The sequence below is a fragment of the Trabulsiella odontotermitis genome, assembly GCF_030053895.1.
Lineage (GTDB): Bacteria > Pseudomonadota > Gammaproteobacteria > Enterobacterales > Enterobacteriaceae > Trabulsiella > Trabulsiella odontotermitis_C.
The window spans coordinates 4,157,143-4,170,237 of sequence record NZ_CP125781.1; the positions used below are offsets into that span (position 1 = coordinate 4,157,143).

The 13,095-nt window shown below is 65.7% G+C and carries 15 protein-coding genes; 1 reads left to right on the forward strand and 14 read right to left on the reverse strand.

The annotated features are described in order from the left end of the window. Positions 1 to 146 precede the first annotated feature (146 nt). Positions 147 to 581 carry a copper resistance system metallochaperone PcoE gene (gene pcoE / locus QMG90_RS19730; protein WP_004388336.1) on the forward strand — a complete coding sequence of 145 codons (435 nt, stop codon included), beginning with the start codon at positions 147 to 149 and terminating at the stop codon, positions 579 to 581. A 496-nt stretch (positions 582 to 1,077) separates the two neighbouring features. Here pcoE and QMG90_RS19735 read toward each other — a convergent pair whose 3' ends face one another. From QMG90_RS19735 to QMG90_RS19800, 14 genes are all read right to left on the reverse strand, one after another. Then, on the reverse strand, positions 1,078 to 1,740 hold the full coding sequence (locus tag QMG90_RS19735; protein WP_023102508.1) for an SDR family oxidoreductase: 663 nt from the start codon (positions 1,738 to 1,740) through the stop codon (positions 1,078 to 1,080). Positions 1,741 to 1,795: 55 nt separating this feature from the next. Beyond that, positions 1,796 to 2,755 carry a quinone oxidoreductase family protein gene (locus QMG90_RS19740; protein ID WP_023102507.1) on the reverse strand — a complete coding sequence of 320 codons (960 nt, stop codon included), beginning with the start codon at positions 2,753 to 2,755 and terminating at the stop codon, positions 1,796 to 1,798. Between the two features lie 33 nt (positions 2,756 to 2,788). Beyond that, positions 2,789 to 2,941, reverse strand: a complete 153-nt coding sequence (locus QMG90_RS19745; RefSeq protein ID WP_158443159.1) for a nuclear transport factor 2 family protein — start codon at positions 2,939 to 2,941, stop codon at positions 2,789 to 2,791. 4 nt (positions 2,942 to 2,945) lie between these two features. Further along, complete coding sequence (locus tag QMG90_RS19750; protein WP_023102506.1) at positions 2,946 to 3,959, reverse strand: zinc-dependent alcohol dehydrogenase family protein; 1,014 nt, start codon at positions 3,957 to 3,959, stop codon at positions 2,946 to 2,948. 71 nt (positions 3,960 to 4,030) lie between these two features. Further along, the gene (locus QMG90_RS19755) at positions 4,031 to 5,086 is read right to left on the reverse strand and encodes an NAD(P)-dependent alcohol dehydrogenase (protein ID WP_023102505.1); all 1,056 of its coding nucleotides are present in this window, start codon (positions 5,084 to 5,086) and stop codon (positions 4,031 to 4,033) included. Positions 5,087 to 5,113: 27 nt separating this feature from the next. Beyond that, a complete protein-coding gene (locus tag QMG90_RS19760) occupies positions 5,114 to 5,524 on the reverse strand; it encodes an organic hydroperoxide resistance protein (RefSeq protein WP_063977413.1) in 411 nt (136 codons plus the stop codon). Positions 5,525 to 5,587: 63 nt separating this feature from the next. Beyond that, positions 5,588 to 6,640: an aldo/keto reductase gene (locus tag QMG90_RS19765; RefSeq protein ID WP_043086373.1), complete on the reverse strand. Its 1,053-nt coding sequence runs from the start codon at positions 6,638 to 6,640 to the stop codon at positions 5,588 to 5,590. A gap of 62 nt (positions 6,641 to 6,702) precedes the next feature. Continuing rightward, positions 6,703 to 7,842 carry an alkene reductase gene (locus QMG90_RS19770; RefSeq protein ID WP_023112348.1) on the reverse strand — a complete coding sequence of 380 codons (1,140 nt, stop codon included), beginning with the start codon at positions 7,840 to 7,842 and terminating at the stop codon, positions 6,703 to 6,705. An 80-nt stretch (positions 7,843 to 7,922) separates the two neighbouring features. Beyond that, positions 7,923 to 9,314 carry an NAD-dependent succinate-semialdehyde dehydrogenase gene (locus QMG90_RS19775; protein ID WP_023102500.1) on the reverse strand — a complete coding sequence of 464 codons (1,392 nt, stop codon included), beginning with the start codon at positions 9,312 to 9,314 and terminating at the stop codon, positions 7,923 to 7,925. Between the two features lie 70 nt (positions 9,315 to 9,384). Further along, a complete protein-coding gene (locus QMG90_RS19780; protein ID WP_023102499.1) occupies positions 9,385 to 10,215 on the reverse strand; it encodes an NADPH-dependent oxidoreductase in 831 nt (276 codons plus the stop codon). Positions 10,216 to 10,248: 33 nt separating this feature from the next. After that, positions 10,249 to 10,554 (reverse strand): DUF1330 domain-containing protein, encoded by a 306-nt coding sequence (locus QMG90_RS19785; RefSeq protein WP_023102498.1) that lies wholly within the window; start codon positions 10,552 to 10,554, stop codon positions 10,249 to 10,251. 11 nt (positions 10,555 to 10,565) lie between these two features. Continuing rightward, on the reverse strand, positions 10,566 to 11,243 hold the full coding sequence (locus QMG90_RS19790) for a type 1 glutamine amidotransferase domain-containing protein (protein ID WP_023102497.1): 678 nt from the start codon (positions 11,241 to 11,243) through the stop codon (positions 10,566 to 10,568). A 37-nt stretch (positions 11,244 to 11,280) separates the two neighbouring features. After that, the gene (locus tag QMG90_RS19795) at positions 11,281 to 12,309 is read right to left on the reverse strand and encodes an NADP-dependent oxidoreductase (RefSeq protein ID WP_023102496.1); all 1,029 of its coding nucleotides are present in this window, start codon (positions 12,307 to 12,309) and stop codon (positions 11,281 to 11,283) included. A gap of 101 nt (positions 12,310 to 12,410) precedes the next feature. After that, positions 12,411 to 13,016 (reverse strand): TetR/AcrR family transcriptional regulator, encoded by a 606-nt coding sequence (locus QMG90_RS19800; RefSeq protein WP_023102495.1) that lies wholly within the window; start codon positions 13,014 to 13,016, stop codon positions 12,411 to 12,413. Positions 13,017 to 13,095 lie beyond the last annotated feature (79 nt).

Consider the following 13,095-nt stretch of genomic DNA (forward strand, 5'->3'; position numbering starts at 1 on the left):
TGATGATCTCATATCAGGAACTTGTTCGCACCTTCCATAATTCAATCGCCCGGTTCCTGGCGTGATGATCAACCAGCCCTGAGATCAAATGCTTTCTCTGTTATAAGCATTGATTGTTCGGGTATGAAAACACCGGAGACCCAACCATGAAAAAGATCCTTGTATCCTTTATTGCCATGATGGCTGTCGCTTCATCTGCCTGGGCTGCAGAGACAATGAACATGCATGACCAGGTAAATAATGCCCAGGCGCCTGCCCATCAGATGCAATCATCCGCTGAAAAAAGTGCAGTTCAGGGGGAGAGCATGAAAATGATGGATATGAGCGGTCACGATCAGGCCGCAATGTCCCATGAAATGATGCAAAACGGCAATTCTGCTGCCCATCAGGACATGGCTGAAATGCATAAAAAAATGATGAAATCCAAGCCAGCAGCTTCTAACGAAACAGCAAAATCATTTTCCGAAATGAACGAGCATGAGAAAGCCGCTGTTGTGCATGAGAAGGCGAATAATGGTCAATCTTCCGTTATTCATCAGCAGCAGGCTGAAAAGCATCGCAGCCAGATCACCCAGAATTAACCCGCAGCTCCACTTGTTAGACCCTCATTTGACGCCGAAGTCACTGGCTTACGCTCCCGTCCGGGAGCGTTTTTTTCCCATATATCAAACTTTAACTCTGAAGAGGTGGAAGTATCTGACCAACACTGTCACGTAACGCCAGATAACTACAAAAACACCTTTTTCCTCCTGTAAATTGCAGTTCCTGCAAGAACATCAAGGCATAATGTTGGAACAGCGTGTGATACACACTTAGTATCATGTTTTGTATGTGTTTTTTTTAAAAGTTTACAACTTTAAAGTCTTTTTCAGGTTAAAGGATACAACTTTAATGTCTCTACACAGCTCCAGTAGGTGCCGAGCAGGCGGTTGATGATCCGGGTGACCTCGGTGTCCTCGGTCGGTTTCTGCGAGAGCTGGTTTGACATGGGTTCGATTCCTTATCTATCTCTGCGGGTCGGTGGTGAAGGCGGCAAGATCGCCTTGGGCGAGGCTGCCGATCTCCATGGACGTTGGGCTATTCCTGCCGCGCGAGCGCGGCCAGTGCGTCGCGTACCGGGGCAGTGCCCTGGGTCAGCTCGATGATGGCCCGGTTGATTGTGGGTTGATCGATCAGTTCGGCGAGCGTCGCCGCCACGTCGTCTCTCGGCACGTCGCCATAGGGGATCGCCGGTCCGGCGGTGATCCTGCCGGTGCCCGCGGTATCCACCAGCGTGCCCGGACGCAGGATGACCCAGTCCAGACCACTCTGCGCCAGATATACGTCGGCCTGTTTCTTCACCTTCATGTAGTTCTCGAAGGTATCCGAGACGTGCCTTCCGCGGCCGGCCTCGGGAAAGGCCGATACCAGCAGGAAACGCCGGATGCCTGCCGCCTGCGCCGCCGCGACGGCCAGTTCCAGACCGCGTCCGTCGATGGCATCGGTGCGCTGCGGCCCGCCCTTGCCGCCCGCGCCGGCAGTGAACACCACCGCGTCGCTGCCGGACAGCAGCGAGGCCAGCGCGTCAGCGTCCAGCCCGGTCAGGTCGCCGGCCACCGGCGTTGCGCCCAGCGCGGCAAGCTCGTCGGCCTGATCCGGGTGGCGGTGCATCGCGATGGGCCGATGGCCTCGCGCGGCCAGCAGCCGGGTCAGGCGGCTCCCGACCTTGCCCGCCGCGCCGATGATGAAGACCTTGCTCATATCTTTCTCCCGGGTTTGGGCTGCCGGATCTATCGTGACAGCCCGGACATCGCATTCAAGGCACCATGACCACGCGGCCGATGCGGCCGCGCTCTTCTGCCCGTCGATGAGCGGCCGCCGCGTCGGCAAGTGCGAAGGTCGCGTCGATCGGCACCTTGATCTCGCCGCGCAGGGCCTGCTGGAGCAGATCGTCGATCAGTGCATGGACCTCGGGCTCGCCCATGACGGGGCCGAGCAGGCAGCCGATCACCGTTTGCCGATGGACCAGAAGATGCCCCGCGTCGATCGGCTGGTTGCGGCCACCGAACACGCCCACGATGATGGCGCGTCCGCCGTCCCTCACGGCCTGGAGGCCATCGACCAGCGCCGGCCCGCCGATATTGTCGATCAGAAGGTCGACCTTGTTGCCGCCGAGCAGCGCGCGGATCTGGTCGCTGGCGGGCTGGTCGGTGGTGACGATGGCGTCGGAGAGCCCGTATGCGCGGAGTTCCTCCAGCGTGTCTGCACGCGTGCCGGTGCCGATGACCCGCGCGCCCGCCCTGGCCGCGAGCTGGACGGCGGCCAGCCCCACGCCGCCCGCCGCGCCCTGGATCAGCACGGTCTCGCCCGACCTGAGCGCCCCCAGTTGCAGCGTGTAGGCGGCGGTGCCCGGACCCGACGGGATCGCCGCCGCGACCTTGATGTCGAGGCCATCCGGCACGAGCCAGCTGGTCGCCGCGGGCACGGCGCGCAGTTCGGCGTGCGATCCCTTGAAATTGAACCCTGTGACCTTCTGGCCGACCTTGAAGCCGGTCACCGACCGACCCACCTGCAAGATTTCGCCAGCGGCGGCGTAGCCAAGGATGTCGCTCGGGCCGGACGAGGTGCTGCTGCGGCGCCCGATGAGATCGCCACCTTCAATGCTGATGGCCTCGACGCGGATGAGCAGGTCGTCGTCGCCCGCGACCGGGTCCGGAACCTCGGCCAGATGCAGGACGGAGGGATTTCCAGGTTGTTCGTAGATGGCTGCTTTCATGTCATGCTCCTTTCTTGTGGTATGTCCGGGCACTCACCGTTCGGTGCGCTCATGCCGCCCCAAGCGGGCGGCGTGAAACGGAAAATAATCGCGCCATTCGGCAATTGTGCCGTCGGGCGCGATGAAGAGGCCCATCAGGCGGATCGTCGTCAGCACCGCGCCATCGGTCGGGCGCCGGTGGTCCACGCGCTCAGATCTCCACCACGACCTTGCCGAAATGGCGGCCGCTTTCCTGGAAGCGGAAGGCCTCGGCGAGCTGTTCCAGCGGGAAGCTGCGGTCGATCACCGGGCGGATGCCGGTCTGTTCCATCGCCGCGATGTATTCCTGTTGCAGGCGCCGGCTGCCGACGATCAGGCCTTGAAGCCGCGCCTGCTTTGCCATCAGCACGGTGGTCGGCACCTCGCCGGCGTGTCCGGTCAGCACGCCGATCAGCGCGATGTGGCCGCCCACGCGCACCGCGCGGATGGACTGCGCCAGCGTGCCCGGGCCGCCGACCTCCAGCACGTGATCGACGCCGCGCCCACCGGTGATCTCCAACACCCGTGTGCCCCACTCCGGCGTCTGCCGGTAGTTGATCAGGTGGTCGGCGCCGAGCGCGCGCAGGCGTTCGAGCTTCTCATCCGATGAGGAGGTGGCAATCACGCTCGCGCCCATCGCCTTGGCGATCTGCAACGCCGCCACCGAGACCCCTCCGCTGCCCAGCACCAGCACGCTCTCGCCGGCCTTGAGCGGGCCGTCGGCCACCAGCGCGCGCCATGCCGTCAGCCCGGCGGTGGTGATGGTTGCCGCCTCGGCATGGCTCCAGCCGCGCGGCGCCAGGGTGAAATCGGTGGCCGCGCGCACCGCGACCTCGGTGGCGTAGCCGTCGATGCCGTCGCCGGGCGTGCCCTGGAAGTTGCCAACACTGCCGAACGGCAGGCCATCGGCCCAGTGCGGGAAGAAGACGGAGACCACGTGGTCGCCGGGCTTGAATTCCGTGACGCCTTCGCCCACCGCCTCGACCACGCCGGCGGCGTCGGACAGCAGCACCCGCTCGTCGGCGGCGGGAAAGCCGCCGTTGGCCACCAGCAGGTCATGGAAATTGAGCGAACTGGCGTGTAGCTTCACTCGGATCTGCCCTGGCCCCGGCTGGCCGGGATCAGGCAGGTCGCGTACTTCGAGGCGGTCGAGTCCGCCGGGCGCGCGTATGACAATGACTTTCATCTTGAATCTCCTGCTTCAACACGCGGGCCGCCTCGCCGGGAAGCGGCCCGCAACGGTTAGGCTGTTTCGCCTCAGGCGGCGGCCAGGCTCGCGCTGTCGATCACGAAGCGGTACTTCACGTCGCTCTTGAGCATGCGCTCGTAGGCGTCGTTGATCTGCTGGATGGCGATCATCTCGATCTCGGCGACGATGCCTTTCTCGGCGCAGAAGTCGAGCATCTCCTGGGTCTCGGCGATGCCGCCGATCAGCGAGCCGGCGATGCTGCGGCGCTTGAAGATGAGATTGGCGATGCTCGGCGACGGGTGCGGGTGCTCGGGTACGCCGACCAGGGTCATGGTGCCGTCGAGTTTGAGCAGGCCAGTGAAGGCGTCGAGGTCGTGGCTGGCTGCGACCGTGTTGAGGATGAAGTCGAAACTGTTGGCGTGCGCCGCCATCTCTTCAGCGTTACGCGAGACAATGACTTCGTCGGCGCCCAGTTCCAGCGCAGCGGCGCGCTTGCTCTCGCTGGTGGTGAAGGCCACGGTGTGTGCGCCCAGGGCATGTGCCAGCTTGATGCCCATGTGGCCAAGCCCGCCGATACCCACGATGCCCACTTTCTGGCCAGGACCGACCTTCCAGTGGCGCAACGGCGACCAGGTGGTGACGCCGGCGCACAACAGCGGCGCCACGGCGGCCAGTTGCGCCTCGGGGTGCGAAACCTTCAGGACGAAGTCGTCCTTGACTACGATCTGCTGCGAATAGCCGCCCAGGGTGTGGCCGGGCGCATCATGCGTCGGGCCATTGTAGGTGAAGACCTGGCCGTGCTCGCAATACTGCTCCAGGCCCGCGTCGCAGGCCGGGCAATGATGGCAACTGTCGACCAGGCAGCCGACGCCGACCGTGTCGCCGATCTTGAACTTGGTCACCGCACTGCCGATGGCCGAAACGTGGCCGACGATTTCGTGCCCGGGCACGCAGGGGTACAGCGTGTTGGCCCACTCGTTGCGGGCCTGGTGCAGGTCGGAATGGCAGACGCCGCAGTAGGCGATGTCGATCTTGACGTCGTGCGGCCCCGGCTCGCGGCGAACAATGTCGAGCGCCGCCAGCGGCGTGTCAGCGGCGTGGGTGCCATAGGCTTTTACTGTCATGGTGTTTCTCCTTGGGTTTGATGTGTTTCAGGCGACGCTGGTGTGCAGGCGCACGTCGACGTTGCCGCGGGTGGCGTTGGAGTACGGGCAGACCTGGTGGGTGGTCTCTACCAGCTTGTGCGCGTCGGCTTCGCTAAGGCCCTGGACTTCCACGTAGAGGTCGATGTCCAGGGCATAGCCGCCCTCGGCGGTCTGGCCGATGCCGACCTCGACCGAGGTCCTGGTGGCGGTGGGTGCCAGCTTCAATTGCTTGGCCGCCACCGGCAACGCGTTGTCGAAGCAGGCGGCGTAGCCCATGGCGAAAAGCTGTTCGGGGTTGGCGCCAGCCTTGCCGGAACCGGGCTGGGACATGTCCAGCGCAAGGCTGCCATCGTCCAGCGTGGTGCGTCCGGAACGGCCGCCGACGGCGGTGGCGCGGGTCTTGTAGAAAATCTTCATGATGTCAACTCCTAAGGGTCAAGGGATCGGAAAAGAGCGGACCGGAGTGGTCCGCGACGAATTTCAGGAAGAAAGGCCGGACCAGCGGTCCACGGGGCCGAGCCGATCCGCGTTCTGCACTTCCAGCACCCAGCCGGGGTACTCGCGCAGCAAGGCGCTGGCCGCATCAAGCGCGGTCAGCTCCACCTCGCTCAGCGCCAGTTCGACGGCGGCAAGATTGTCGTGCAACTGCTCCAGGCGCCGGGCGCCGACGATCACCGAGGTCACCACCGGCCGCGACAGCAGCCAGGCCAGCGCGACGCGGGCGACACTGCAGCCGTGCGCCGCAGCTATCGGTTTCATCGCCTCGACGACGTTCCAGGCCCGTTCCTTGTCGACGAACGGGAAGTCGAACTCCGAGCGACGCGCGCCTTCCGGCTTCTGGTGCTCGCGGTCGAACTTGCCCGAGAGCAGCCCGCCGGCCAGTGGACTCCACACCAGCAGCCCGATCTTCTCGGCCTGCAGCAGCGGTACGAGTTCGCGTTCGATGTCGCGCCCGGCAATCGAGTAGTACGCCTGCAGGGTATCGAAGCGGGCCAGGTTGCGCGCTTCGGAGACGCCCAGCGCGCGGGCGATCTTCCACGCCTGCCAGTTGGAGACGCCGACGTAGCGGACCTTGCCCTGGCGCACCAGGTCATCGAGCGCGCGCAGGGTTTCCTCGATAGGCGTGACCGGATCGTTGGCATGGATCTGGTAAAGGTCGATGTGATCGGTCTGCAGGCGCCGCAGGCTGGCCTCCACCGCATCGAGGATGTGGCCGCGCGAAGCGCCCACATCGTTGCGCCCGGGGCCGGTGCGGGTATAGCCCTTGGTCGCCAGCACCACATCCTTGCGGGCGATGCCGAGGTTGCGCAGCGACTGGCCAAGCACCTGCTCGCTGCTGCCGGCCGAATAGGCATCGGCGGTGTCGAAGAAGTTGATCCCGCCGTCGACGGCAGCCTTGACTATCGCGTCGGCCTCGTCCTGGCCGGCGCTGCCGATGTGCCGGAAGATGCCCTGGCCGTCGCCGAAAGTCATCGTGCCCAGGCACAGCGAAGAGACCAGCAAGCCGGTGTTCCCCAGCGTCTTGTATTCCATCGCGATGTCCTCTGTGGTGAGGGCGGCCATGGCTGCCCGGTGGGTGATGCGACGCGCGCCGGCTAGCCGGCGTGGACCGGATAATCCGTGTAGCCTGCCGTACCGCCGCCATACATGGTGGCGGGGTTCAGCGCATTGAGCGGCCAGCCGTGCGCGATGCGCGCCGGCAGATCAGGGTTGGCGATGAACGGGCGACCAAAGGCGATCAGATCGGCCAGCCCCGCCTCAAGCAGGCGCTCGCCGCGCTCGGCGGTGTAGCGACCGGCGACGATGATGCGTCCGCTGAACGTCTGGCGCAGGTCGCGACGAAAGTCCTCGGGCAGTTCCGGGGCGTTGTCCCAGTCGGCCTCGGCGATCGAGACATAGCCGATTCCCGCCTCCTCCAGCACCCTGGCGGCAGCGATGTAGGTCGCGTGCGGATCGTCCTCGACCAGGCCCAGGTAGACGCGATCCTCATCGGTCGTGGTGAACAGCGGCGAGAAGCGCACGCCCAGGCGCTGCGGGCCGACCACGCCGGCCACCGCCTGGACCACCTCGCGCAGAAAACGCAGGCGGTTGTCCAGCGAGCCACCATACTCGTCGTCGCGCTGGTTGGTACGGGCGGAGATGAACTGGTTAACTAGGTAGCCATTGGCGGCGTGGATCTCCACGCCGTCGAAGCCGGCGTCCAGCGCGTTGCGGGCAGCCTGGGCATAGAGCTGCACCAGCTCCTTGACTTCGGCGGTGCTCAGGGCGCGCGGCACTGACGGCGGCACCAGGGTACCGGCGCCGGGGGCAGTCTCTATGAACACGCTGACCCGGTCGGCCGGGATCGCAGAGGGAGCGACGGGGGCCGCGCCCCCCGGCTGCAGCGCGCTGTGGGAGACGCGACCGACGTGCCAGAGCTGGGCGAAGATGATCCCGCCTTCGGCGTGTACGGCCTCGGTGACCTTGCGCCAGCCCTCGACCTGGGCCGGGCTGTAGATGCCCGGGGTCCAGGCATAGCCCTCGCCGCGCGGCTCGATCTGGGTGCCCTCGCTGATCAGCAGGCCGGCACCGGCGCGCTGCTGGTAATAAGTGGCCATCAGCTCATTGGCGGCATTGCCGGGCTGGGTGCTGCGTTGCCGGGTCAACGGCGGCAGCACGATACGATTCTTCAGTGTGTAGCTGCCGAGTTGCAAGGGCCGGAAAAGGCTTCGGTTGCTCAAGATGTTTTCCTTCATGTTGTGAGCAGAACGGGGTTGGGCGCCGCCAATCGTTCCCGCGATGAGAGCGGGAGCGACTGGCCGCCGGCCGGCCCGCATCAGAACGGCGCGTCGATATCGACCACGTCGATCAGCTTGTGGTTGACGAACTCCTTCAGGCCCAGGCCTAGCAGCTCGCGGCCGTAGCCGGAGCGGCGCACTCCGCCGAACGGCAGGTCGGCCTTGGCCATGGTCGGGTGGTTGACGAACACCATGCCGGTGGAGATGCGCTTGGCGACTTCCGCGCCATGTTTGGCGTCGGCGGTGAACACCGAGCCACCCAGGCCGAACGGCGAGTCGTTGGCGATGGCGATCGCCTCTTCCTCATCGGCGGCGCGGTAGATCAGCGACACCGGCCCGAAGAACTCCCAGTAGTAGGCTGGGTTGTCCGGGGTCACGCCGGTGAGGATGGTCGGCTGCACGAAGGCGCCTTGGGTCGGCACCTTGGGTCCGACCTCAGTGGCGGTAGCGCCGTGGGCGACAGCTTGACGAATCTGCTCCTTGATGTCGTCGGCGGCTTTCTGCGAGGACAATGGCGCCAGGGTGGTTGCCGCATCGAAGGGGTCGCCCGCCTTGAGCGCGGCCACGCCCTCGGTGTAGCGGCGCAGGAACTCGTCGTAGATGGCCTCGACCAGGATGATGCGCTTGGAGGACACGCAGACCTGGCCGGCATTCCAGTGGCGACCGAACACCGCCCACTTCACGGTCTTGTCCAGTTCGGCGTCGGCCAGTACCACGAAGGCGTCGGCGCCCCCCAGTTCCAGCGTCGACTTCTTCAGCGCCTTGCCGGCCTGGGCGGCGACCACTGCGCCGGCACCCTCCGAGCCGGTCAAGGCCACGCCGTGCACGCGCGGATCGTTGATGATGGTCTCGATCTGCTGGCGCGTGGCGTAGAGGTTCTTGAAGGCGCCTTGCGGCAAGCCCGCGTCGAGCATCAGTTTCTCGAAGGCGTCCGCGCTCTGCGGCACGTTGGCGGCGTGCTTGAGCAACAAGGTATTGCCAGCGGCCAGCTGCGGAGCCAGGATGCGGGCGATCTGGTAGTAGGGGAAATTCCACGGCTCGATCGCCAGGATCACGCCCAGCGGCTCGTGCACCAGCAGCGCGTCGCCTTCGGCCGGATCGGCCACCGGCAATTTCTCCGGTGCCAGCAGGGCTTCGGCGTGCTTCACGTAGTACTCAAAGATGCGCGCGGACAGCTCGACCTCGGCCAGCGCTTCGGCGGTGATCTTGCCCATCTCCAGGGTCAGCAGCCCCGCATGCGCCTCGGCATTCTCGCGCAGCAGGTCGGCGGCGCGCTGCAGGATCGCACCGCGCTCTTCGAACGAGCGCTCGCGCCAGGCCAGGAAGGCTTCATGGGCGGCGCCGATGGCCTGGGAGACTTCGGCGTCGGTAGCGTCGGGGAAGGTCTTGACGACTTCGCCGGTGTAGGGGTTGGTGGTGGCGTAGGCCATAGCTATGACTCCTTGCAGCAGTGAACGAACAAGTTGCGTTCGGCTCGACACGAGCCGGACGCGGTGGGTTTCAGCGCAGGGCGAAGCCGAGCGCGTTCAGGGCCTCGCGCAGGCGGTGGCGGCCCATCAACGCTTCGGCACTGCCGACGCGCTGCAATGACGTCTGCGACCAGGGCCGGTCGTCGCGTTGCTGGTCCTGCTGGAAGCGGCGCATCAGCGGGTCGTAATGCCCCACCGCGACCGCCTCGCCCGCGGCGTCGTAGTGCTCGCGGTGCAGCACCGCCGCCTGCGCCAGGCGCGGCTTGATCTCGGCCGGGCGGGCCTGATCGGGATGGCCCACGCACATGCCGAACACCACGAAGCTGTCCTGCGGCAGGCCCAGTTCGGCGGCGGCCGCCTCCGGCTGGTTGCGCATGCCGCCGATATAGACGATGCCCAGCCCCTGGGCCTCGAAGGCGACCACGGCGTTCTGCGCGGCCAGCGCGGTGTCGACCACACCGACGGTGTAGCTCTCCAGGTAGTCGATACCGTCGGTCGCCACGCCTTGCGCGGCACCGAGCCGGCGCAGCCGCGACCAGTCGGCGACCCAGGCCAGGAACAGCGGGGCCTCGGCCACGTGCCGCTGGCCGCCTGCCAGCTCGGCCAGCCGCGCCCGCCGCGCGGGGTCGCGCACGGCGATCACGCTCCATGGCTGCAGGTTGGACGAACTGGAGGCCGATTGCGCGGCGGCGATGGCGAGTTCAAGCGCCTCGTCGTCGACCGGCTGATCGGTGTAGGCGCGCACCGAGCGGTGCGCCAGCAGCGCCGCCAGGACGGCGGGAACGGGCGGCAACGGTCGGGTGGCAACCTCCCCGTAGCGGGCCTGCCACGCAGTGGCGGGATCAATTTGTTGGGATGTCATGCCAGATTCCTGTGCGTGTGTGGGAGCGTCGACTCAGGCCGCAGGCGGCGCATCGATACCGTCGAGCAGGACCACGCGGTATTCCGCGCCCTTGAACCGGTGCGCTCGTGCCGCCTGGTAGGCGGGGCTGTGATACCAGGCGCGCGCGGCCTGCATATCGGGAAAGCGCAGGATCACGCCGCCCTCGATCGTCGGGCCTTCCAGCACTTCGAAATCGTCATAGAACGCCAACGGCGTCAGGTCGTGCCCTTCGCGCGCGGCTGGAGCTTCCTTGGCGTAGGTGTCAAGTTCGCCGGCGTCGAGGGTGCGTTCTCGCAGGAAAACCACATAAGCGGACATGTTCAGACTCCTCACAGAAGGGAAAGCAGGGCCTTGGCGGCGTCGGCGGACGAGGCCGGGTTCTGGCCGGTGACCAGCAGGCCGTCGGTCTGCACATGCGAGGCCCAGTCGGCGCCCTGGCTGTAGTGGCCGCCATTGGCCTTGAGCACGTCTTCGACCAGGAACGGCACCACCTCGGTCAGGCCGACCGCTTCCTCCTCGCTGTTGCTGAAGCCGGTCACCCGCTTGCCGGCGACCAGCGGCTTGCCGTCGACGCCCTCGGCGTGGCGCAGCACGCCCGGCGCGTGGCAGACCGCACCGACCGGCTTGCCGGCCCTGACCGCCGCCTCGATCAGGCCGATCGAGGCGGGGTCTTCGGCCAGATCCCAGAGCGGGCCGTGGCCGCCGGGGTAGAACACCGCATCGAATTCGCCGATGGCGACTTCGGACAGCTTGCGGGTGTTGGCCAGCGCCTTCATCGCGTCGGCGTCGGACTGGAAGCGGCGGGTGGCCTCAGTCTGGGCGTCGGGTTCGTCGCTCTTGGGGTCGAGAGGCGGCTGGCCGCCCCTGGGCGAGGCCAGTGTCAGGGTCGCGCCGGCATCGTGGAAGGCGTAGTAGGGTGCGGCCAGTTCCTCCAGCCAGAAACCGGTCTTCCTGCCGGTGTCGCCGAGCTGGTCGTGAGAGGTGAGGACGACGAGAATGTTTGCCATGTGGAAGTTCTCCTTGGAATGATGAAGATGGAAAGATTCAGGCGCCGGCCACGCGCACCACGACCTTGCCGAAGTGCTTACCGGCCAGCAGGTCGATCAGCGCCTGCGGCGCGCGCTCCAACCCCTCGACGAAGTCCTCGCGGAGCTTGACCTTGCCCGCGGCGACCCAGCCGCCCATGTCGCACTGGAAGGCTGTGAAGCCGTCGGCGTAGTGATCGCTGATGATGAAGCCCTGGAGCAGCAGGCGCTTGCGCAGCACCAGGCCCAGCAGCTGCGGCATACGGTCCGGGCTGGGCGGCAGGCCGGTGTCGTTGTAATGCGCGATCAGCCCGCACACCGGCACGCGGGCGCCGACGTTGAGTCGCGGCAGCACGGCGTCGAGCACTGCACCACCGACGTTCTCGTAGTAGACGTCGATGCCCTGCGGCGTGGCGGCCGCCAGTTGCTCGGCGAAGTCAGGCGCACGGTGGTCGAGGCAGACGTCAAAGCCCAGCGCTTCCACCGCGTAGCGGCATTTCTCCTCCCCGCCGGCGATGCCGATGGCGCGCGCACCCTTGAGCCTGGCAAGCTGCCCGACCACCGAGCCGACCGCGCCGGTGGCCGAGGCGACGACCACGGTCTCGCCCGCTTGCGGCCGGCCGATGTTCAGCAGGCCGTGGTAGGCGGTGAACCCCGGCATGCCCAGCACGCTCAGCGCCAGCGAGGGCTGCGCCAGGCTGCGGTCGAGCAGGCTCAGGCCATGCCCGTCGGACAACGTGTGGCTCTGCCAGCCGGTATCGCCGAGCACCAGATCGCCGGGTTGAAAATCGGGGTGATGCGAGACCGCCACCCGGCTCACCGCGCCGCCGCTCGGCACCGCGCCCAGTTCCCACGGCGGCGCGTAGGACGGTGCATCGCTCATCCGCCCGCGCATGTACGGGTCGAGCGAGAGATAGAGCGTCTCCAACAGCAATTGACCCGCGGCGGATTGAGGCAGCGGCCCCTGCTCCAGCCGGAAGTCTTCCGGCTTCGGCTCGCCCACAGGGCGCGAGGCAAGCACGATGCGGGTCTGGGTGATCTCAGTCATGAGTGAGCTCCTTGAGGATGTGAGGTAAAGGCGGCCAAACAAAACAGATACATTGCTTGATTAGACCGGTCGTATAGCTCCCGGACAAAAAAACTGGTGTTTCAGGTGCCGACCGCAGCAGGCAGCCCCAGCAACCCACGCGTAGCGGTCAATGCGGACTCAAGAGGTACGCGGTCGCGCGTAATCTTGGCGCGCAAGCTCGCCCCTAGCCACAATTGGTACAGCGTGGTCGCCATGGCGCTGGCATCCGGCTGCGAGGCAAGGGAGCCGTCTGCTACGCCAGCCTCGATGGCACGGGTCAGGCGCGCAATGATGCGTGCAGTACCATAATCGAGGACGGAACGCATCGCTTCGGAAAGGTCGCTGACCTCGGCGGCCAGCTTGACCGCCAGGCACTTGCCTTTCGGATCGCAGGTTGCCTGGGTCTCCAGCCAGTGCTCGAAATAGGCCATCAAGCGCTCCCCGGCCGACACGTCGGACCGAGCCAGCACGGCATCAAGCGCAGCCAGGTAATCGGTGAAATAGTTTTCCAGCAAGGCCTCACCAAACGCCTCCTTCGACCCGAAGTAATGATAGAACGAGCCCTTGGGCACGCTCGAGGCATGGAGGATTTCATTCAGGCCAACGGCACTGAAGCCCTTACCGCCAATGATGCTTTGCGCGGTAGTCAGGATGTGTTGGCGAACGTCGTTCGTAGTATTGGTCATGCGATGCAGTATATTCCAAATTAGACCAGTCGGCTAGTCCTTAAATGCTCCTGCTCCAAATCACACGCCGATCAGTGGC

Coding starts and splice junctions, on each gene's coding strand:
- pcoE (WP_004388336.1), top strand. CDS start 147: ATGAAAAAGATCCTTGTATCCTTTATTGCCATGATGGCTGTCGCTTCA.
- QMG90_RS19735 (WP_023102508.1), bottom strand. CDS start 1,740: ATGAGCAAGGTCTTCATCATCGGCGCGGCGGGCAAGGTCGGGAGCCGC.
- QMG90_RS19740 (WP_023102507.1), bottom strand. CDS start 2,755: ATGAAAGCAGCCATCTACGAACAACCTGGAAATCCCTCCGTCCTGCAT.
- QMG90_RS19750 (WP_023102506.1), bottom strand. CDS start 3,959: ATGAAAGTCATTGTCATACGCGCGCCCGGCGGACTCGACCGCCTCGAA.
- QMG90_RS19755 (WP_023102505.1), bottom strand. CDS start 5,086: ATGACAGTAAAAGCCTATGGCACCCACGCCGCTGACACGCCGCTGGCG.
- QMG90_RS19760 (WP_063977413.1), bottom strand. CDS start 5,524: ATGAAGATTTTCTACAAGACCCGCGCCACCGCCGTCGGCGGCCGTTCC.
- QMG90_RS19765 (WP_043086373.1), bottom strand. CDS start 6,640: ATGGAATACAAGACGCTGGGGAACACCGGCTTGCTGGTCTCTTCGCTG.
- QMG90_RS19770 (WP_023112348.1), bottom strand. CDS start 7,842: ATGAAGGAAAACATCTTGAGCAACCGAAGCCTTTTCCGGCCCTTGCAA.
- QMG90_RS19775 (WP_023102500.1), bottom strand. CDS start 9,314: ATGGCCTACGCCACCACCAACCCCTACACCGGCGAAGTCGTCAAGACC.
- QMG90_RS19780 (WP_023102499.1), bottom strand. CDS start 10,215: ATGACATCCCAACAAATTGATCCCGCCACTGCGTGGCAGGCCCGCTAC.
- QMG90_RS19785 (WP_023102498.1), bottom strand. CDS start 10,554: ATGTCCGCTTATGTGGTTTTCCTGCGAGAACGCACCCTCGACGCCGGC.
- QMG90_RS19790 (WP_023102497.1), bottom strand. CDS start 11,243: ATGGCAAACATTCTCGTCGTCCTCACCTCTCACGACCAGCTCGGCGAC.
- QMG90_RS19795 (WP_023102496.1), bottom strand. CDS start 12,309: ATGACTGAGATCACCCAGACCCGCATCGTGCTTGCCTCGCGCCCTGTG.
- QMG90_RS19800 (WP_023102495.1), bottom strand. CDS start 13,016: ATGACCAATACTACGAACGACGTTCGCCAACACATCCTGACTACCGCG.